Annotated in this window: 18 protein-coding genes; 7 read left to right on the forward strand and 11 right to left on the reverse strand. The window is 60.5% G+C overall.

Features of this window, described 5'->3' with window-relative positions; all coding sequences use genetic code 11:
• The first annotated feature begins 43 nt into the window (after positions 1–43).
• The gene (locus SPHINGO391_RS11175; protein WP_152008902.1) at positions 44–472 is read left to right on the forward strand and encodes an HIT family protein; all 429 of its coding nucleotides are present in this window, start codon (positions 44–46) and stop codon (positions 470–472) included.
• Positions 473–541: 69 nt separating this feature from the next.
• Here the strand turns inward: SPHINGO391_RS11175 and SPHINGO391_RS11180 are convergent, their stop codons facing one another.
• Positions 542–1,429 (reverse strand): SHOCT domain-containing protein, encoded by an 888-nt coding sequence (locus SPHINGO391_RS11180; RefSeq protein ID WP_152008903.1) that lies wholly within the window; start codon positions 1,427–1,429, stop codon positions 542–544.
• 299 nt (positions 1,430–1,728) lie between these two features.
• Between SPHINGO391_RS11180 and SPHINGO391_RS11185 the strand changes: the two genes are divergently transcribed.
• Positions 1,729–2,217, forward strand: coding sequence for a hypothetical protein (locus SPHINGO391_RS11185; RefSeq protein ID WP_152008904.1), 489 nt, complete (start codon positions 1,729–1,731; stop codon positions 2,215–2,217).
• Between the two features lie 36 nt (positions 2,218–2,253).
• On the opposite strand, the gene SPHINGO391_RS11190 is transcribed toward SPHINGO391_RS11185, so the two are convergent.
• From SPHINGO391_RS11190 to SPHINGO391_RS11210, 5 genes are all read right to left on the reverse strand, one after another.
• Entirely contained in the window at positions 2,254–2,607 is a 354-nt protein-coding gene (locus tag SPHINGO391_RS11190; protein ID WP_152008905.1) for an AzlD domain-containing protein, read from the reverse strand.
• Positions 2,607–3,335: an AzlC family ABC transporter permease gene (locus tag SPHINGO391_RS11195; RefSeq protein WP_152008906.1), complete on the reverse strand. Its 729-nt coding sequence runs from the start codon at positions 3,333–3,335 to the stop codon at positions 2,607–2,609. Before SPHINGO391_RS11195 ends, SPHINGO391_RS11190 begins: the two co-directional genes overlap by 1 nt.
• A 143-nt stretch (positions 3,336–3,478) precedes the next feature.
• A complete protein-coding gene (gene clpA / locus SPHINGO391_RS11200; protein ID WP_152008907.1) occupies positions 3,479–6,031 on the reverse strand; it encodes an ATP-dependent Clp protease ATP-binding subunit ClpA in 2,553 nt (850 codons plus the stop codon).
• Between the two features lie 10 nt (positions 6,032–6,041).
• Positions 6,042–6,389, reverse strand: a complete 348-nt coding sequence (clpS, locus tag SPHINGO391_RS11205; RefSeq protein ID WP_152011530.1) for an ATP-dependent Clp protease adapter ClpS — start codon at positions 6,387–6,389, stop codon at positions 6,042–6,044.
• A gap of 233 nt (positions 6,390–6,622) precedes the next feature.
• Entirely contained in the window at positions 6,623–6,952 is a 330-nt protein-coding gene (locus tag SPHINGO391_RS11210; RefSeq protein WP_152008908.1) for a phasin family protein, read from the reverse strand.
• 344 nt (positions 6,953–7,296) lie between these two features.
• On the opposite strand from SPHINGO391_RS11210, the gene SPHINGO391_RS11215 reads away from it, so the two are divergent.
• Complete coding sequence (locus SPHINGO391_RS11215; protein ID WP_244615400.1) at positions 7,297–8,634, forward strand: serine hydrolase; 1,338 nt, start codon at positions 7,297–7,299, stop codon at positions 8,632–8,634.
• 84 nt (positions 8,635–8,718) lie between these two features.
• Here SPHINGO391_RS11215 and SPHINGO391_RS11220 read toward each other — a convergent pair whose 3' ends face one another.
• The 3 genes from SPHINGO391_RS11220 to SPHINGO391_RS11230 form a co-directional block, all read right to left on the reverse strand.
• Positions 8,719–9,414, reverse strand: coding sequence for a DnaJ domain-containing protein (locus tag SPHINGO391_RS11220; protein WP_152008910.1), 696 nt, complete (start codon positions 9,412–9,414; stop codon positions 8,719–8,721).
• On the reverse strand, positions 9,411–10,190 hold the full coding sequence (locus tag SPHINGO391_RS11225; RefSeq protein WP_152008911.1) for a VWA domain-containing protein: 780 nt from the start codon (positions 10,188–10,190) through the stop codon (positions 9,411–9,413). Before SPHINGO391_RS11225 ends, SPHINGO391_RS11220 begins: the two co-directional genes overlap by 4 nt.
• A 407-nt stretch (positions 10,191–10,597) precedes the next feature.
• On the reverse strand, positions 10,598–10,852 hold the full coding sequence (locus tag SPHINGO391_RS11230) for a hypothetical protein (protein ID WP_193217261.1): 255 nt from the start codon (positions 10,850–10,852) through the stop codon (positions 10,598–10,600).
• Between the two features lie 211 nt (positions 10,853–11,063).
• On the opposite strand from SPHINGO391_RS11230, the gene SPHINGO391_RS11235 reads away from it, so the two are divergent.
• Positions 11,064–13,025: an autotransporter outer membrane beta-barrel domain-containing protein gene (locus SPHINGO391_RS11235; RefSeq protein WP_193217262.1), complete on the forward strand. Its 1,962-nt coding sequence runs from the start codon at positions 11,064–11,066 to the stop codon at positions 13,023–13,025.
• Positions 13,026–13,051: 26 nt separating this feature from the next.
• On the opposite strand, the gene SPHINGO391_RS11240 is transcribed toward SPHINGO391_RS11235, so the two are convergent.
• Both SPHINGO391_RS11240 and SPHINGO391_RS11245 read right to left on the reverse strand, forming a co-directional pair.
• Positions 13,052–13,489 carry a DUF1489 family protein gene (locus SPHINGO391_RS11240; protein ID WP_152008913.1) on the reverse strand — a complete coding sequence of 146 codons (438 nt, stop codon included), beginning with the start codon at positions 13,487–13,489 and terminating at the stop codon, positions 13,052–13,054.
• Positions 13,490–13,611: 122 nt separating this feature from the next.
• Entirely contained in the window at positions 13,612–15,012 is a 1,401-nt protein-coding gene (locus SPHINGO391_RS11245; protein WP_152008914.1) for an L-serine ammonia-lyase, read from the reverse strand.
• Positions 15,013–15,617: 605 nt separating this feature from the next.
• On the opposite strand from SPHINGO391_RS11245, the gene SPHINGO391_RS11250 reads away from it, so the two are divergent.
• Genes SPHINGO391_RS11250 through SPHINGO391_RS11260 form a run of 3 tightly spaced genes read left to right on the forward strand, consistent with a single transcriptional unit; the run spans position 15,618 to position 17,523 of the window.
• On the forward strand, positions 15,618–16,313 hold the full coding sequence (locus SPHINGO391_RS11250; RefSeq protein WP_152008915.1) for a DUF599 family protein: 696 nt from the start codon (positions 15,618–15,620) through the stop codon (positions 16,311–16,313).
• Positions 16,310–16,609: a DUF3253 domain-containing protein gene (locus tag SPHINGO391_RS11255; protein ID WP_244615168.1), complete on the forward strand. Its 300-nt coding sequence runs from the start codon at positions 16,310–16,312 to the stop codon at positions 16,607–16,609. Before SPHINGO391_RS11250 ends, SPHINGO391_RS11255 begins: the two co-directional genes overlap by 4 nt.
• Positions 16,606–17,523 (forward strand): DMT family transporter, encoded by a 918-nt coding sequence (locus SPHINGO391_RS11260; RefSeq protein ID WP_152008917.1) that lies wholly within the window; start codon positions 16,606–16,608, stop codon positions 17,521–17,523. The genes SPHINGO391_RS11255 and SPHINGO391_RS11260 overlap by 4 nt, the downstream gene beginning before the upstream one ends.
• Positions 17,524–17,583 lie beyond the last annotated feature (60 nt).

Below are 17,583 nucleotides of genomic sequence, written 5' to 3' on the forward strand. Positions count from 1 at the left end.
GCCGGATACAAACGTGCCAGACTGATCAAACGGAGACCTGCCGATGACCGCGCCCCATTATGACGACAGCAATGTTTTTGCAAAGATCCTGCGCGGCGAACTGCCGGCCGAGCGTCTTTACGAGGACGAGCATACGCTGGTGATCATGGACATCATGCCGCGTGGAAACGGCCACTGCCTGGTGATCCCGAAGGCTCCGGCGCGTAACATCCTCGATGTCGGGACCGACAGTCTTGCACGTGTGATGGAGACCACGCAGAAGATGGCGCGGGCCGTAATCATGGCGTTTGATGCGGACGGGGTGACAATCCAGCAGTTCAACGAGAGCGCCGGTGGCCAGGTGGTGTTTCACCTGCACGTCCATGTCATCCCGCGTTTTGACGGCGTCAGCCTGAAGCCTCATACCGGCACGATGGAAGACGGCGACGTGCTCAAGGCCAATGCAGAAAAAATCCGTTCGGCGCTGGCCTGATCCCGCGGTTTTCGGCCGGCCTTCGCGCCTTTCAGGCAATCGCCTTGCCAGCAAACTGATCAATCAGGCTCAAATCCGTGCCAGCAACTCGGCTTTCTTGGCCTGATATTCCTGATCGGTCAGGATACCTTTCTGATGCAGGGCCGCGAGCCGCTCGATCTTTGCGAAGATATCGGCCTCCTCAGCGGATGATTGAACAGGATCGCTGGCATTGCTCATCCCGGTGGGCGCAGCCATGGTTTCCGCTTCCGGTTCATGATCCTTGGCGCGGCTACCAGCGGCGGACTTGAGAAGCGCCTCTGACAAAGCTTTGGCGCCTTGCTTGGCTCCTGATCCGCTTTTCAAATCAGGTTCTTCGCCCATCGGGACTTCGCTCAATTCCGAGAGTTTCACAGGACCATTTTGCGAGGTGAAGCTGAGCGTCTGGTCGCCCGACTGCTGCTGGGAGAAGCCGCCGATGCGGTTGTCGGCGGTGTCATAGACATGCACTTTGCCGTCGCCGGCATCAATCGCCAGTCTTGCCTTGTCAGGAAACCAGGCGTAGCGCATCTGGTTCTGTGCGCCGGTGGAGGCGGCTTGACCGAGACCTGCGGGCCACCAGTTGCCCGACTCCCGGCCGGCGACAAACAAGCTCGTGCCGTCGCCCTGGGATTGTGACTGGCTTGCGCCCTGATTTGGCCGGTGCAGCAGTTCAGACCGCTGCATCAATTGCGCCACCTCCGAACAGAGCGAATCTACCTTGGCCTTGAGCGCATTGTTGAACATGTCACCGACCATGGTCATGCCGCCCTGCGACCATTGCCCCATGCCCCCGAGGTCGGGATGGTTGAACTGCGCCTGGCTCCCCTGCCCGGCCAGAAGCGCCAGAAGCACATGTTCGACTGCGTCGGGGCTGACATCGTGGCGGCTCGCGATTTGGGCGAGAGCCTCACGGCCCTCCTCGGAAAATTGTGACACTGTGGAAAACTCCTGACCTGCCTGATCCAGATTCTACCGGGGCAATACATTCAACATCTCTAATGGCTTGATGTCTACTGCTGATGAAACACCTTTGGATAGTTAGCGCCACGACCCGCAGCGGCAAGCATTCCGCGGTACACTCTTAAATCGTGAGAAATGGGCGGGGTGCAGATAGGCACGGTGGCGGGAGGAACCAAGAGGCTTACTGCAAAGATGCAGACCCGACCGGCCCGCTGCCTTGTTTTTGCAACACTGCCGGGGCATGAAACGAAGCCGACATATTTTGTGAGGATTTCATGCAAACCGCCCTGATCATCATGACGATACTTGGTTGCGACGATTCAGCGACCCAGTGCCACTATGTCGAAATGCTTGAAGAGCGCTGGGCGACGATCCAGGAGTGCGATGCGCACTCGGAAGACAGGCTGAGAGGCTACGCCAATATCGACTATCCGGTTGTGGTCGCGGTCTGCCAGACGCCCGGAGACACCGGCATAGAGGAGGCCGCAGCCGAACAGGGCGGCCTGCCTTCGCAAGACACAGGCACAATCGACATTGCGCCCTCGGTGCAGAATGCGCTTGTGCCGCAGGTCGACATTCCGGCCGAGAGCACCGAGCAGACACAGCTGAATGACGATGAGGCAGAAGCAGGGTTTGCGGCGAGGATGCTGAAGCGGGTTCAGGACGCACTGCCTGACACCGAGAGCCTCAAGTCACTGGTGACGGAGCCGGTTCATGTGGTAACCGACAGCTACTCCTGGGTCGCACGCCGTTTCGAAAAATGATCCGGCCCGTTTTCCGGCCATACAGATGAGGCCCGGTCACAGCCCCGGGAGAAGCTGACCTGCAAGCAGGAGCATCAACGCCACGGCGATCCCGAGCCAGATCCGCTTTCCGCCGATCAGGAAGACTGCAAACCCGACAGAAACGGCAAACAGACGCACCTCTACCGGAACGGTCCGCAACTCGCCGGTCGGGTAGAGGATGAGCTTGGCGATGACCGCCGCCAACAAGGCAGTGGCGACGGCGCGAACCCAGGTGAGCGCAGCCGAATCCTGGCTGAGCCGGTTTCCGACCAGCACGCCCAGCCAGCGCCAGATATCGGTTCCGAGCCAGCCGGCGATTGCAATGAACAGGTAGGGCCACCACCAGGTGTCAAAGGCGGCATAGCTCATCACTTGCCTTCCCTCCGTTTCCAGACGCGGTCAGCAAAAAAGGCAAGGGTGCCACCGACGACGCCGGCGTAGAGAATGTCGAACTCCGGTGCCACCTGATGAAACAGAGGTCCGAGCGCAAGTCCTATGATCATGGCGATGTGCCCTGCCCGGTCGCGGGTCGAGGCCCAGATCGAGGTGAGAAAATAGACCGGCGTGAGGAAGAACAAGGCACCCGCAACCATTGCCGGCAGATTGGCGACCGTCGAATAGATGACCGCGACCAGGACAATATTGGCCGAGGTAACCGTCATGCCGAAGCCAGCAAAGAAGGCGACGCGATGCTCGCGCGGCACGTCGCGGATCCGCTCCATGGTGAAGACATAGGCGGTAATCGCGATGAAATGTGACAGCAACAGCAGCAGCCAGGTGGGCGTTTTCTCGGTCCGGATTTCAGGAATCAGCGCGGCGACCATCGGCATCAGCCTGATCGATGACAGCGCAACCGTGATGAAGGCTGCCGGCAGCGAAACGCCTGCCAGGATCGAGCCGACCAGCAGGACCTTTGCCGGCAGAGCCCAGATCATGCCGGTCATGAACACGGTTTCGCCAAGCGGAATCCCCGCCTCGACGGCAAAACCGCAGAAACCGACAAAGGCGCTCATCAGGATGATGGCGGGAAGCGAGGCGATGCCGCGCGCGCCCTTCAGGAACCAGTGGACGCCGCGCTGGGCGGAAGGAGTGCTCATGGAGAGTTTGTGAGAGACTTTCAGCCGCGCTGCAACCGTTTTTCATGTATGCGGACGATGCGTTTTCTGCAAGGCTTCCACGGGAACGCAAAACACCCCGGTATGACCGGGGTGTTTTTGATTCTCAGGCTTGCCTTGCGGGGCTACTTCTTGCGCGGCACCTTGGGTACGGCACTGGAGGGCTTGCGCGGCGCGGTCTTTTCGGCGACTGCCGCCTTCGGTTCCTCGCTCTTTGCAGAGGCTTCCGGATCCGGCTTGCCGGAATTGGAAGGTCCCTTGCCTCCAGAGGGTTTGCGCGTTGTCCTGGTAGTCGTGGACTTCGGCTTGGCTTTCGCCTTGGCCGGAGCGCGTTTCCTGGCTGGAGCCTTTTCCTTCTTCGGTTTGACCGGCACTTCCGCCGAAATCGCCTCAAGGATCAGTCCCCTGGTGCCATTGTCCTTGTCACCGACGGTGACCTTGACTGTGCCGCCATGCTTCAGCTTGCCGAACAGAAGCTCGTTTGCGAGCTCCTTCTTGATGTTCTCCTGGATCACCCGACCAAGAGGCCGGGCGCCCATTCGTTCGTCATAACCCTTGTCCGCAAGCCAGCCGATGGCGTCTTCACCGAGATCAAAGGTGACATTGCGTTCGGCCAGCTGTGCTTCAAGCTGCATGACGAACTTCTGCACGACCATGTGAATGACCTTCACCGGAAGTGCTCCAAACGGGATGATCGCGTCGAGACGGTTGCGGAACTCCGGCGTGAACAGCCGGTTGATCGCTTCCATGTCGTCGCCTTCGCGCTTGGACGAGCCGAAGCCGATGGCGGCCTTGGCCATGTCGGATGCGCCCGCATTGGTGGTCATGATCAGGATGACGTTGCGGAAGTCGATCTTCTTGCCGTTGTGATCGGTGAGCGAGCCATGATCCATGACCTGCAACAGGATGTTGAACAGGTCCGGATGGGCCTTTTCGATCTCGTCGAGCAGAAGGACGCAATAGGGATGCTGGTCGACGCCATCGGTCAGAAGCCCGCCCTGGTCGAAACCGACATAGCCCGGAGGCGCGCCGATCAGACGGCTGACAGTGTGCCGCTCCATGTATTCGGACATGTCGAAGCGCAGCAGCTCGACACCCAGCGAGGATGCCAGCTGCTTGGCGACTTCGGTCTTGCCGACGCCGGTTGGGCCCGAGAAAAGGTAGGAGCCGATCGGCTTGTCGGGCTCGCGCAGGCCGGCGCGGGCCAGACGGATCGCCGCCGTCAGCGCATCGATGGCCGTGTCCTGGCCGTAAACGACCGAGCGCAGTTCCTTGTCGAGATTGGCGAGAACGGTCTCGTCATCCTTGGACACGGTTTTGGCCGGTATCCGGGCCATGGTGGCGATGGTGTTCTCGATCTCGACGTCGGTCAGCGTCTTCTTGCGGCTCTTCTCCGGCAACAGCATCTGGGCCGCACCGGTCTCATCGATCACGTCGATGGCCTTGTCGGGGAGCTTGCGGTCGGTGATGTAGCGCGCGGAGAGTTCCACGGCCGCCTTGATCGCATCGTCGGTGTAGCCGACCTTGTGATATTCCTCGAAATAGGGCTTGAGACCTTTCAGGATTTCGATCGCATCGGGGATCGTCGGCTCGGCGACATCGATCTTCTGGAAGCGACGCACCAGGGCGCGGTCCTTCTCGAAGAACTGGCGATACTCCTTGTAGGTGGTCGAACCGATGCAACGGATTGCGCCGGAGGACAAGGCGGGCTTGAGCAGGTTGGATGCATCCATTGCGCCGCCGGAGGTGGCGCCGGCACCGATGACGGTGTGGATCTCGTCGATGAACAGCACAGCGCCTGGCAGATCCTCGAGTTCCTTGACCACCTGCTTGAGGCGTTCCTCGAAATCACCGCGATAGCGGGTGCCGGCGAGCAGCGATCCCATGTCGAGCGAATAGATCACTGCATCGGAGAGAACGTCGGGAACATCGCCCTCGACAATACGCTTTGCCAGGCCTTCGGCGATGGCGGTCTTGCCGACGCCGGGATCGCCGACGTAGAGCGGATTGTTCTTGGACCGGCGACACAGGATCTGGATGGTACGATTGACCTCTTCCATCCGGCCGATCAGCGGATCAATCCGACCGGTCTTGGCCTTCTCATTGAGATTGACGCAGTAAGCTGTCAGGGCATCCTGGCCCTTCTTCTTGCCGCCTTCCTCGCCGGCCTGATCGGCCTTGGCCGAATCGGGATCAGGTTCCTCCGCACCGCGGACGGTGCGGCCTTCTTCCGCCCCGGGACGCTTGGCGATGCCGTGCGAGATGAAGTTGACCGCGTCGTAACGGGTCATCTCCTGCTCCTGCAGGAAATAGGCGGCATGACTTTCGCGCTCGGCGAAGATCGCCACGAGCACATTGGCGCCGGTGACTTCCTCGCGACCGGACGACTGGACATGGATCACCGCGCGCTGAATGACGCGCTGAAAGCCGGATGTGGGCTTGGAGTCCTCGTCGTAGCCGGTCACCAGGTTGCCGAGTTCCTTGTCGACATAGTCACTGACCGTGCGGCGCAACTGGTCGATATCGACATTGCACGCGCCCATGACCGCCGCAGCATCGGGATCCTCGATCAACGCCAGCAACAAATGCTCAAGCGTGGCATATTCGTGATGCCGCTCATTGGCATAGGTCAGCGCCTGATGGATCGCCTTTTCGAGACTGTTTGAAAAGCTAGGCAATTTCAGGTCCTCATTTCTTTTCCATCACGCATTGCAGCGGATGGTGGTTTTCGCGTGCAAAATCCATGACCTGCGTCACTTTGGTTTCAGCCACTTCATAGGTGAACACACCGCATTCTCCGACTCCGTGATTATGGACGTGAAGCATGATCCGGGTGGCCTGCTCACGGTCCTTCTGAAAAAAGCGCTCAAGTACATGAATTACAAACTCCATCGGGGTGTAGTCGTCATTCAGTAGCAGCACGCGGTACATGCTGGGCTTCTTCACCTGCGGCTTGGTACGGGTGATGACGGACGTGCCTCTCTCCGAGTCCCCGTCGCCGTTTTTCTTGTCCGCCTGCAGGCGTAGCAGATTCATGCTGTCGTTCACTCTGGCCAGTTCCTGTCATTTGCCGCCGGCGCGCGCAAATCCGAAGCACCGGCATTGGCTCTAACTTAGTCTTTCCTGCGGGGATTTTAAGCCCCCTTCGACACCGAAGAAAGAGATTTCCCGCACGAGTGCGCCAAACGCAAAAACCCGGCCGCACGGATATGCGACCGGGTTTGCGCGAATTCGATCCTCCACCCAGACAGGTGGAAGGCAGGCAGGTATCAGGCGGAAACCTTGGCTGCTGCCTTTTCGAAGGGCTTGTAGGCTTCCTTGGCCATGTCAGCGTAGAGTTCGCTCATCTTGGTGGCCTGCGCAACAAACGTCTCATAGGCGTTCTTGGCGTAGTCGGTCTGAATTTCGATAGCCTTGTCGAGGCTCTTGGCAGATGCCAGCTTCTCGACGACGGCGGTGCCGTCCTCGTAGGACTTCTTGGAATATTCGGTTGCTTCGGCAGCGATCTGCTGGAAACCCTTGGTCATCGACGAAACCGTGGTCAGCATGCTGTCCATGGCTTCCTTGCTCATTTTCGAAGTGCTGTCAAAGTTCATCATGGCGGAATTTCCTGTCGTTGGGGAAGGTTATGAGTTTCATCTATGTGCAATGCACAATAATGTCAAGAATATTGTGCATTGCACCAAAGTCGCGAATCCACGGTTTTCACAATGGCACACCGGCACCCGGCTCAACGGGTCGCTCCGGCACAAAACCCGGAAAGGAATAATTCATCATAAACGGATTGGTAACGACGCGGGGCTAAGATCGGACACAATGGCTGATCAAGGAGGGCGTCAGTCAGAAACCCTTTCACCTGCAAGTTCATGAGTGAGTTATCGTGTACCAGCGTAAATCCAGTTCAGCCGACCGGTTTGCCGCCCTTCCCTCCTCCGCGCTTCATCTGCTTGCCCTGATCGGCATTGCGCTTGTGCTTGGAAGCGGTCCGGCCGCTGCCAATTCCAAGTATGCGGGCATTGTTGTCGATGCCAAGACGGGCAAGACGCTCTACGCCCATGATGCGGACGAATTGCGGTATCCGGCGTCGCTCACCAAGATGATGACGCTCTACCTTGTGTTCGAGGCGCTGGAGCGCGGTCAGATCAAGCTCAGCACCCGCATCAAGTTTTCCGCCAACGCCGCCAAGGAGCCTCCGACCAAACTTGGCGTCGGCACCGGCCGTTCGATCACGGTCGAACAGGGGATCTATGCGCTGGTAACCAAGTCGGCGAACGACGCCTCCACGGCAATCGCCGAGCATCTGGGCGGCAGCGAGGCCAAGTTCGCCGCAATGATGACGGCCAAGGCACGTTCGCTCGGGATGAGCCGCACCACTTTCCGCAACGCCCATGGCCTGCCCAACTCCAAGCAGGTGAGCACGGCACGCGACATGGCGCGGCTCGGCATCGCGTTGCGCGAGCACCATCCTCGTTACTACAAGTACTTTTCCACCCGGTCCTTCACCTTCGGCAAGACGCGGATGGGCAACCACAACAGGCTTTTGGGCGCCGTGCGCGGTGTCGATGGCATAAAGACCGGCTACACCCGCGCCTCCGGATTCAATCTGGTCTCATCGGTGATCGACCGTGACCGCTCGATTGTCGCCGTGGTGATGGGTGGGCGAACAGGTGCCAGCCGCAACGCCCAGATGAAGGATCTGATCGCCCGGTATCTGCCCAAGGCATCGACCCGCGGCAACGGCAACCTGATTGCCCGCGGCGCGCCTGCCAACATGGCTGTGGCGATTGCCGCGCTGGAACTGCCGAAGGTCGGCCCGGTTCCCTCGCAGCGCCATCAGGGCAACCAGCGCCTGGCCTTTGCCTATGCAGCGCCCACGCCCGAACCTGTGGTTGGCCGCGCAGCGCTGGTCAATTCGCTCATCGCCCAGAAGGTCGCAATTCCAACGCCCGCACCGGCCGTCGTGCCGCCATTGCCGGTGGAAACAGCATCCAACGAAGCGGTCGACCCGGTCACCACCGCGTCAACCACCGCCATGGACGGCTGGATGATCCAGATCGGTGCAATGCCAGACCGCAATGCCGCAATCGAACTGCTTGCGCGGGCGCAGACCGCGGGCGGCAGCGCGCTGTCGGGCACCGAACCGTTCACCATGGCCTATACAAAGAGCAACGAGCAGCTTTACCGGGCCCGTTTCGGCGGCTTTGACGGACAGGCAGCCGCCACACAGGCCTGCAAGACACTCAAGAAGAAAGGCTACGCCTGTTGGGCAACAGCCAACTGAAGAACCGCGGCGCTTGTTCAGCGCTGCGCCCGGAAGCAAAGGATCCGGGGATATCCACGTATTTGTATCGCGTATTCGGGGAATTCAGTCATGTCGACTCAAGAGAACAGCTTTGGCTTCGTTGATCCGGCCAGCAAGAAACGCAGAACCGCCCGCGTCGGGGTGCATCCGCTTCATGAGGCGGCGATGCGCCTCGCGGATCTCGGCTTCACCCGCCCCCGGGCCAAGACCAAGGATCTCGTAGGCCTCCTTCTCTGTCATGGCGCCCGAGCCTGGAGAAGCTCCCAGTCCCGCGTCGTCATTCATGTCAAAGCCGGCACGCCAGTCGGGCGCGCGGCGGTCAAGATACGCTTCCAGTAGGCCGAGGCTTTCGGCGTCGGCGGCGAGCTCCGTGTACAGGTGCATGAGATCCGCGTCGTCGAGATCGTCGAGTTCCCGCCCCTCGTAGCTGCCGGCCAGCACGAGGCCGTTCATTTCGCCGGTATCAAGGTCAAGCTCCATCTCGAGAGCCGCAGAGCGGACATGGGAATGGCCACCGGGTTGCCGGGTGGCGCGCGAGGCGTTGCGGGCGCGTGCGAGCATGGCAACCGCAACGGCGAGCAGCGGAATGCCTATGCCGGACCGGCCGAGAATGATCATTGTCACGGCGAACGCCCCGAGTCCGACGGGCAAGCCGTATCTCAGAGCCTTGGCCAGAGCGGAAGGATTGACGCTCAACAGGCCACCGGCGACAGCCACCACGACCAGCAAGCCGCCAAGGAATACCGCGATCGCGCTCATGACCGTCCGGCCCCGCCGCCCTTGCCGGGCTTGCCCGGACCAAGTTGCTCAAGCAACAGGCGCGCCGCCGATCCGCCGGACTGTTCAAGCGCACGCCGGCCGCCGGTGGCATAAGTGGCAACGGCTCTGAGCAGGCTTGCGAGTTCCGATGCGGCGTTCTGGTCGAAGCGGACATAGGCTCCGCCGGTCACCCGCGCTATTTCACGAAACCCTATGGCCGCCGCCGGATCATTGCCCTCGTGAAACATGAAACACGGGACTTTCCTGAGCGCCAGTTCTCCTGCCACCACGGCAAGCTTGTCGATGTCCTCTTCCATGGCATCGCCGATGTAGACGAGCGCACTGACCGGCCTGTCCTTTGCCTCGTCGGCAACATGGCGCAAGACCCGTCCGATCTGGGTCTGGCCGCCGCGGCAGTCGATTCTGGTCATCAGATCGGCCAGTTGGCGGGTGTCGTTGACCCAGCGCGACGCCCGGCATTCGCCGAGGCCACGGAAGTAGACCAGTTGCACCGACAGCGCGGCCGTCTTGCCGACCGCATCGAACATCTCGGCCTGCAATTTGCAGGCGCTGTCCCATGTCGGCTGACGGCTCATCGTCGCGTCCAGCGCAAAGGCCAGACGGCCGGAGCCACCGGCACTTGCGGGAACAACGGATTTGGCGGCGGTGAGAAAGGCCGCGATCTCGGAGCGCGAGGACATGGCAGCGCCTTCTGCAGGCGCGGCACCGCCACGCTTTGACAAGGCCTTCTCAGATCCGGTCTTATCTTTTGTCATTGAGGAGTAGAACCGCCCTTTTCGGATTTGCTTCGCCCCGCAGACGACTCTTAGCTTCACTTCTGCGGTCAGTTAGAACCTATTTGGCGCTTTGTTCCACAAACACAAGAGTATCATGGTTTCGCATCCGGTCCGGCGCATGCCGTGTCGATTGCACGAGGTCGTACTGTCCCCGATCGGCAAGCCGTTCGCCTCAACCAACTGCTTGCCGATTCTGAGCCGGCCCACGCGGACTGCCCGGGCCGGGTGAATGTGTAGACTGGGAGTACAGAGGAATCATTCACTCCGTATCTTACGACACAACTGTCAAATTCAAGACGTTAAGCAGCATGAACTGCGTTGGTGATCCAGTGCAGCGGCTTTGGAATAGTTTCACACAAGGTTACGCCAGCTATTTGAGCATTTACTTATTTGCTCAAGATCAAAAGGGGCGCAACCTTGAAACCAGCCATCGTTTGCAGGCCGCACATTTCACGAAGCATGCATCGCAACTTGATGGTCGGGCTGGCGACGGTTGCCGTGGCCGTTCCGCTCGGAATCAAGCCCGCATCCGCATCGGGCTGTATATCCGCGGGAGTGGGCACTTTCGTGGTCTCGGGCAACGCGTTCGTGAATCCCGCCACGCTGGATCCGCCAAAGAGATACTGTTTGAGTTCGCGCACCGATGTAATCTTCCAAGCGGGCACGATCCCACCAAATGGCGTGCTGGATGTCTATACAGGGCAGACCTTTGCCCCTTCCTTTGTCATCGATTCCTATCATCTCAATTCCATCCTGCTGTCCGGTACAAGCATTGCCGCAGCCCCCAATCCGGGTACGCCGTTCCTGAGAACTCACCCTCTCCCGATAGCTGACTCAATCGGAGCGATGCGAGTGAACCTCGTGGGTGTGGACATCGGCGAGAACCGCTCGATAGAGCTGACCAAGGCATCGGGAATCAAACAGATCCAGGACGTTTACATCGTGAGCGCCCAACCTCGGACCTATCAGAGCTTTAGCATCTCCAATCCCAACCTGGTTGCCATTGGCGCCTACAACATCATCGGACAGACATTTGTCCAGCCAACCGATCTGACGCTGAAACAGAGCGCCATTACCAATGCAAAGGTGCTGGGCATTGAAAAGGGCTCGACCCTGAAACTCGATGCCAGCACCATCGACACGGAATTCGTCAGGCTTGATGGAACGCTGGCAGGCAACGGGACGATTCGCGGCGCAGCTGGTGCCGGAAGCAGCGTTAGTTTCTTCACGCGATCCGGCTCGGTTCTTTCACCGGGACTGTCAATCGGCACACTCAACATTGAGGGCAGTCTTGGCGTTCAGGGAGCGACATCACTCATATCCGAAATCGACCCCAACGCAGCACAGAAAGCAGACCTGCTTTCCGTCACCGGGGCGTTGACCGGCGCCAACAACCTGACCGTCACGCTTGAAAAGGACAGCGGGTTTTCAGCAAGCGGCGCAGGCGAAATTTCCGACTTTACCGGATCGACCTATACGGTGCTGACAGCAGCGAGCATCGACAGCGATGCGGTTACGCTGGTGGAGGGCGGATCGCTCAACGCCCATCTTTCGGCCAGGCTGATCGGCCAGCCCAGTGCCACCGGTCAGGTTGTGGTCGGCTTCACCGACAATTCCGCCACTCCGGGCCATGTGCCGTCGAAACTGCCTGCCTCAACACCGTGGTCTACACTGGCCTCGGCTATTGCGGCCACCCACCACAATACCGTGGTCAACGGCATCGCTGGCGGCGGCACCGCTCCGGGCGGGACCGGAAGCGGCAGTGGCGGTCAACAGCGACTGAGCAACGGACAAACCGTCAGCACCGCCTGGCTGGGACTGACGAACGCTCAGGTTGGTCAACTCGACCAGGTCCATGCGGAGCCCTACTCCTCCAATCTGACTGTCGGCCTCGAACAACTCGAACACATTGCCTCGTCGGTAATGGCGCGCATGTCGGCCGATGATGGCTCCAACGCCAGAGATGATGGCCTGTGGATGGACGTCTCGCATATTCGGGGACGTGTGGACGGCAAGAACGGTCTTGGCGATTTCGGTTACTCGCTGTCCAACCTGCTGGTGGGCGCCGACCTGATCGAGCACGAGCGCTTCAGTGCAGGCGTCTATGGTGGCTATGCCCACAAGACGATGCACGAGCACGACAAGGTGTCTCAGGACTTTTCGGGCCAAAGTGCTGTCGCAGGCGTTTACGGATTTGCAGAAATCGACCAATTCGTCCTGTCGATGACCGCGGGCTATGCACACGGCTGGCACACATCCAAGCGCTTCAACCCGAATGTCGGGTTGTTCACCGGGGGCGTGGCCAGCGCAGCCTTTACCTCGAGAAGCGCCTTTGCCTCGTCCCAGCTGGGTTACCGGATAGAGATTGACGACACGACGCGTCTTGAGCCGTTCGTCACCGGCTCCTACTCCAGGATATGGCAGAGCGGCCTTGCCGAGAGCGGCGGGCATGACTTCAACTACCGCATTGCAAAGGCTCACGCCGAGGCCCTGACAGGCGGTGTCGGCGTGAACTTCAGTACAGATCTCTCCACCACCGCGACAGGCCGTGATCTCATGCTGGTCGCATTCCTGCGGTACGATCACGACTTCGAAGCCGCAAAGACCACGGCGCACCAAGTCTCCGCGACGAGCCACCTGTTCGGGACATTCACGCAGGCCGGACAGAACCGGGGCGCACATTCCGTGACAGGCGGGCTGGGACTGAGCGGTTCCCTGACTGCCAGAACAGCAATACGCGCCGGAGTGACCGCTTCGCGCAACCAGAATGGCCATGAGATTGGCGGCGGCGCACATCTGAAAGTCAAATTCTGATCAGGCCCAGAGCTGGGGCGTTTCGCTCAGAGTAACCCCAGCCCCGCCAGTTCCCGCTTGAGCTCGGGCGGCAATTCGTCGTCGCCGCTACCAGGCGCGCCGAGATCAGGCGGCGCGTCCTTGGGATCGAGGTAACGCCAGCCCTGGAAGGGGCGCCGCGGTGCCCAGGAGGTTTCGTGCAGAACCGGCTCAAGCACGAGATGGCACCGGGAGATACCGTCGGTATCAACGAATGGCCGGATGTCGACAAGACGTTGCCGGGCCTGGATATTGCCCTTGATCACCCAGTAGAGCGAGCCGCCATCGAGCAGTTCGGCCATCCGCTTGGGGACCATGCGGGTGGTGTGAAACTGCTCGGGTTCCTGTCCTGCGGCCGCCATCATTGCCAGGCGGCGCTGCATCCAGTCGCGCTGGTCCTCAACGCTTTCCGCACCGACACAGAGTTTGAGAAGATGAAGAGCCATGGGACGATACATCGGGTTCCGACCGGCCGGGGTCAAGACAGAGGCGGACGAAACCCGGCGCCGTCCACAGGCTCAGTGTCCGGACGCCCGTGCGGCACTCGCCCGAAAGCAGCCCAGGCCACTCAGCATTCGACCACATTGACGGCCAGGCCGCCGGTGGAGGTCTCCTTGTAGCGCTCGTTCATGTCGAGCCCGGTCTGCCGCATGGTCTCGATGCAGGCGTCGAGCGGCACGAAATGCTGGCCATCGCCCTTCATCGCCAGGGAGGCTGCGGTCACGGCCTTGACCGCACCCAGCGCATTGCGCTCGATGCACGGCACCTGCACCAGCCCGCCGACCGGATCGCAGGTCATGCCAAGATGATGCTCCAGCGCGATTTCGGCAGCATTTTCAATCTGCTCCGGAGTGCCGCCCATGACTGCGGCAAGCCCCGCCGCCGACATCGCCGCGGCAGAACCCACTTCGCCCTGGCAGCCGACCTCGGCGCCGGAAATCGAGGCGTTGTGCTTGATGATGCCGCCGACCGCTGCCGCGGTCAGCAGATAGTCGCGGATAGCCTGCTGGTCTGCACCATCATGAAACTGCAGAACGTAGCGGATGGTGGCGGGTATGACGCCGGCCGCACCATTGGTCGGCGCGGTAACGACACGGCCGCCGACGGCATTCTCCTCGTTGACCGCCATGGCGTAGACACTCAGCCAGTCGTTGGCCAACAGCGGATTGCGCCTGTTCTGCCGCCATTCGTCCTGCAGCTTGTCGTGAAGAACGCGGGCTCTTCTGCGCACCTTGAGACCGCCCGGCATGATGCCCTCGCCAGCCAGTCCGCGGTCGATGCAGCCGCTCATGGCGCTCCAGATACGGTCGAGACCGGCATCCAGTTCCTCGCCGGACATGTGGGTTTCTTCGTTGGCCCGCTTCATCTGCGCGATGCTGAGGCCGGATTTCTTCGCCATTTCCAGCATCTGCTGGGCGTTTCGGAAGGGATAGGGCACTGTCTTGTCGACAGCTGCCTTCTTTGCGCTCTTCATGGCCTCCAGTTCGGTGTCGGAGACGACAAAGCCACCGCCGACGGAATAGTAGATACGGCGCAGCAGCATCTGCCCGTCACGATCATAGGCCGAAAACGTCATGCCGTTGGCATGGCCCGGCAAAGGGTTCTTCTTGTCAAAGACAAGGTCGGCCTTCGGATCGAACTGATAGCCGGGATGGCCGCGAGGGTTGATCATCCGGCTCTTCTCCACGCCGTCGATGATCGCATCCATCCGGTCAGGGTCGACCTGGTCCGGCAACTCGCCGGTGAGGCCGAGAATCACCGCCCTGCCCGTTCCGTGACCGACACCGGTGAAGGCCAGCGAACCATGCAGAGAGGCCTTGATCTGGGCAACCTTGGCGCCAGCCGGCCGGGGCCAGTCGGACCCGGCGATCTCATCGAGGAAGCGCACGGCGGCAGACATCGGTCCCATGGTGTGGGAACTCGACGGGCCGACGCCGATCTTGAAAACATCAAAGACTGAAAGAAACATGGATCGTGACTGCTCCGGTGAGACGACACACATTACATGCGCGCCGGGTGCGCGACCGTCAATCCACCGACGTCCGGTGCCGCTAAGGCGACAGGGCTTTCGTGGAGTGCCATTCGGACAAAGAAAAACAGCGCCGGCCGCCGGGGCCATGCGCTGTTCTTTTCAGATCACAAATTGTCAGACGATACGTTCGCTCAGATGCCGCCGAAAAGGTAGGCCAGTGCGAGAATTCCCGAAAAACCGATCACTGCGCGGGCGGTAATGCCCCAGCAGGATTTCTGTGCGGTCTCTTCCATGATCACTCCGGTTGTAAACACAAATCTCAGGCCGTCCCGTCCGCTTGGCGGCGCTCGGCGCAGGCTCGGGTGTTTAACGATCCGGAAACCTTTTCGCAACCGCAAAAAAGGCAAATCTGTGGCCATGTTTTCATATCAGCCCCGACATTCCTGCATGGCTATATGACAATTCAACACCTTAGCATGATCGGGCTAAAAACCTCCCGTTGATTTCGACCACAGTTCGGCCATGGGCATGAAAGAATGGTTACCAGGCAACCCCGCAACAGAAGCTTTGCGTCCGCAATCGCTTCATGCCAAAACCGAAGCATGACAAATCATGACTATCTGGCATTCTGCTGGTTTGCGTTTTCCTGGTTCGCCTTTTCGCTGGCGTCAAACAATCACCTGCCGATCAAGCGGGTGAGCCTGACAACGGCCATGAATCAGCATCGCAAGCGCTGGATGCAGGTGGCGGCGCGGCGCGACCTGCGCATGATCGACACCGCGATCATGGCCGGCTTGCAGAACGGCACGGCTTTTTTCGCCTCAACCACCATTTTTGCCATCGGCGGGTGCTTTGCTTTGCTGGGCGCCACCGACCGGGTGATGGCTGTGGCCGATGACCTGCCGATCAGGCTGGTTGCAGATCCGGCCGCGTTCGAACTCAAGGTCTTTGGCCTGATCGCGATCTTCGCCTACGCCTTCTTCAAGTTCGGCTGGTCTTACCGGCTTTTCAACTATTCCTCGATCCTGTTCGGCGCGATCCCGATGAAGGGCAGCGACGGCGGTGACGATGCAGCGCTGGAGGCGGCGGCAAACCGGGCCGCTTCGATCAACATTCTCGCAGGACGTCATTTCAATTCCGGCCTGAGAGCCACCTTTCTTTCCATTGGCTATCTCGGCTGGTTCGCCGGGCCATGGTTTCTCATGGGCTCGACAACGCTGGTGATTCTGGTGTTGCTGCGGCGGCAATTCTTCTCCAATGCCCGCGATGCAATCCTCAAGGACACCGTGATCTCGTGACATCCAATCAATCGCATGATCCGGCTGCGCTGCGGGCGGCCATACTCGACCTGCTTGCACAGAAGCCGGAAGGCAAGAGCATCTCGCCCACAGAAGCCGCGCGGTCCATCGCCGGGCCGGACGAGCAGCAATGGAGCCGCCTGATGAAGCCGTTGCGCGCGGTTGCCATCGAGATGGCCAAAGCGGGTGAACTCCAGATCCTGCGCAAGAACAAGCCCGCCAATCCATCGGACTTCCGCGGCGTCTATCGCCTGGCCCTGCCGCCGAACGACGCCAACGGGTCTGGCGCGTCATGAGCACACCCGCGCAACCGATCAGGATCCCGACGCAACTCGATCTTGGTCTCATGATCATGACATCGCTGATGCTGGCCTCGGGGTTCATCGCCATCAGGCTTGCCGTGCCCGAGACCGGGCCGGTATGGCTTGCCGCGATCCGAGTCGGCATCGGTTTCATGGTGCTTCTGCCCTATGCCATGTGGCGCGGCATGGTATGGCCCGCCAGTCGCGGGCAATGGGCGCTGATCATCGGCATGGCGCTGCTCAACGTGGTGGTGCCGTTCATTCTTGTGGCCTGGGCCGGCAAGACCATCGAGGCGAGTGTCCTGGCGCTTCTGATGGGGACCGGGCCCTTTCTTGCGCTGATTGGCAGCCATCTGATGACCGATGACGACCGGCTGACACCGCGCAAGCTGGTGTCCGTGCTGCTGGGTTTTTCGGGAATTGTGGTTCTGGTGGGACCCAGCATTTTCGCCGGGCTGGCGGGAGGCCCCCTGCTCGGCAAGCTTGCTGCGCTGGCGGCTTCGGCCTGCTATGTCATGGCGGGGCTTCTGATACGGCGCATCACGCTTCCCCCGGTCCGGCTCGCCTGTCTCGCGCTGGCGATCGGGTCCGCGGTGCTCATTCCCCTGGCAATCGCGACCGAAGGCCTGTTGTCGCCTGCACTGTCGGCGACAGCCATCGGCTCGCTGATCTATCTCGGCCTGTTTCCCACAGGCATTGCCTATATCCTCAGGTTCTCGCTGATCCGCTCGATCGGCTATACGCGGTTCTCACTCTCCATCAATCTGGTTCCGATTTTCGGAGTGGCCCTGGGCGTGGTCCTGCTTGGTGAGCCGATATCTCTCAATCTTGTTGCGGCTCTGGCCCTGGTACTGGCCGGCCTCGTGGTCAGCAGCGGCGGGAGAAAACCGCCTTCCGACACTTTGTAATCGGCTGCGAGCGGAGGTTTCGAAGACTGTTTGGGGTATAACGGAGTTCACCCGATTCCC

It is taken from the genome of Hoeflea sp. EC-HK425 (assembly GCF_902498795.1).
GTDB lineage: Bacteria > Pseudomonadota > Alphaproteobacteria > Rhizobiales > Rhizobiaceae > Hoeflea > Hoeflea alexandrii.

What these genes read in the sequence shown, in the direction of transcription:
- SPHINGO391_RS11175 (WP_152008902.1), top strand. Translation starts at nt 44, where the DNA reads ATGACCGCGCCCCATTATGACGACAGCAATGTTTTTGCAAAGATCCTG.
- SPHINGO391_RS11185 (WP_152008904.1), top strand. Translation starts at nt 1,729, where the DNA reads ATGCAAACCGCCCTGATCATCATGACGATACTTGGTTGCGACGATTCA.
- SPHINGO391_RS11260 (WP_152008917.1), top strand. Translation starts at nt 16,606, where the DNA reads ATGAGCACACCCGCGCAACCGATCAGGATCCCGACGCAACTCGATCTT.
- SPHINGO391_RS11250 (WP_152008915.1), top strand. Translation starts at nt 15,618, where the DNA reads ATGACAAATCATGACTATCTGGCATTCTGCTGGTTTGCGTTTTCCTGG.
- SPHINGO391_RS11190 (WP_152008905.1), bottom strand. Translation starts at nt 2,607, where the DNA reads ATGAGCTATGCCGCCTTTGACACCTGGTGGTGGCCCTACCTGTTCATT.
- SPHINGO391_RS11195 (WP_152008906.1), bottom strand. Translation starts at nt 3,335, where the DNA reads ATGAGCACTCCTTCCGCCCAGCGCGGCGTCCACTGGTTCCTGAAGGGC.
- SPHINGO391_RS11220 (WP_152008910.1), bottom strand. Translation starts at nt 9,414, where the DNA reads ATGAGCGCGATCGCGGTATTCCTTGGCGGCTTGCTGGTCGTGGTGGCT.
- SPHINGO391_RS11210 (WP_152008908.1), bottom strand. Translation starts at nt 6,952, where the DNA reads ATGATGAACTTTGACAGCACTTCGAAAATGAGCAAGGAAGCCATGGAC.
- clpS (WP_152011530.1), bottom strand. Translation starts at nt 6,389, where the DNA reads ATGAATCTGCTACGCCTGCAGGCGGACAAGAAAAACGGCGACGGGGAC.
- SPHINGO391_RS11245 (WP_152008914.1), bottom strand. Translation starts at nt 15,012, where the DNA reads ATGTTTCTTTCAGTCTTTGATGTTTTCAAGATCGGCGTCGGCCCGTCG.
- SPHINGO391_RS11225 (WP_152008911.1), bottom strand. Translation starts at nt 10,190, where the DNA reads ATGACAAAAGATAAGACCGGATCTGAGAAGGCCTTGTCAAAGCGTGGC.
- SPHINGO391_RS11240 (WP_152008913.1), bottom strand. Translation starts at nt 13,489, where the DNA reads ATGGCTCTTCATCTTCTCAAACTCTGTGTCGGTGCGGAAAGCGTTGAG.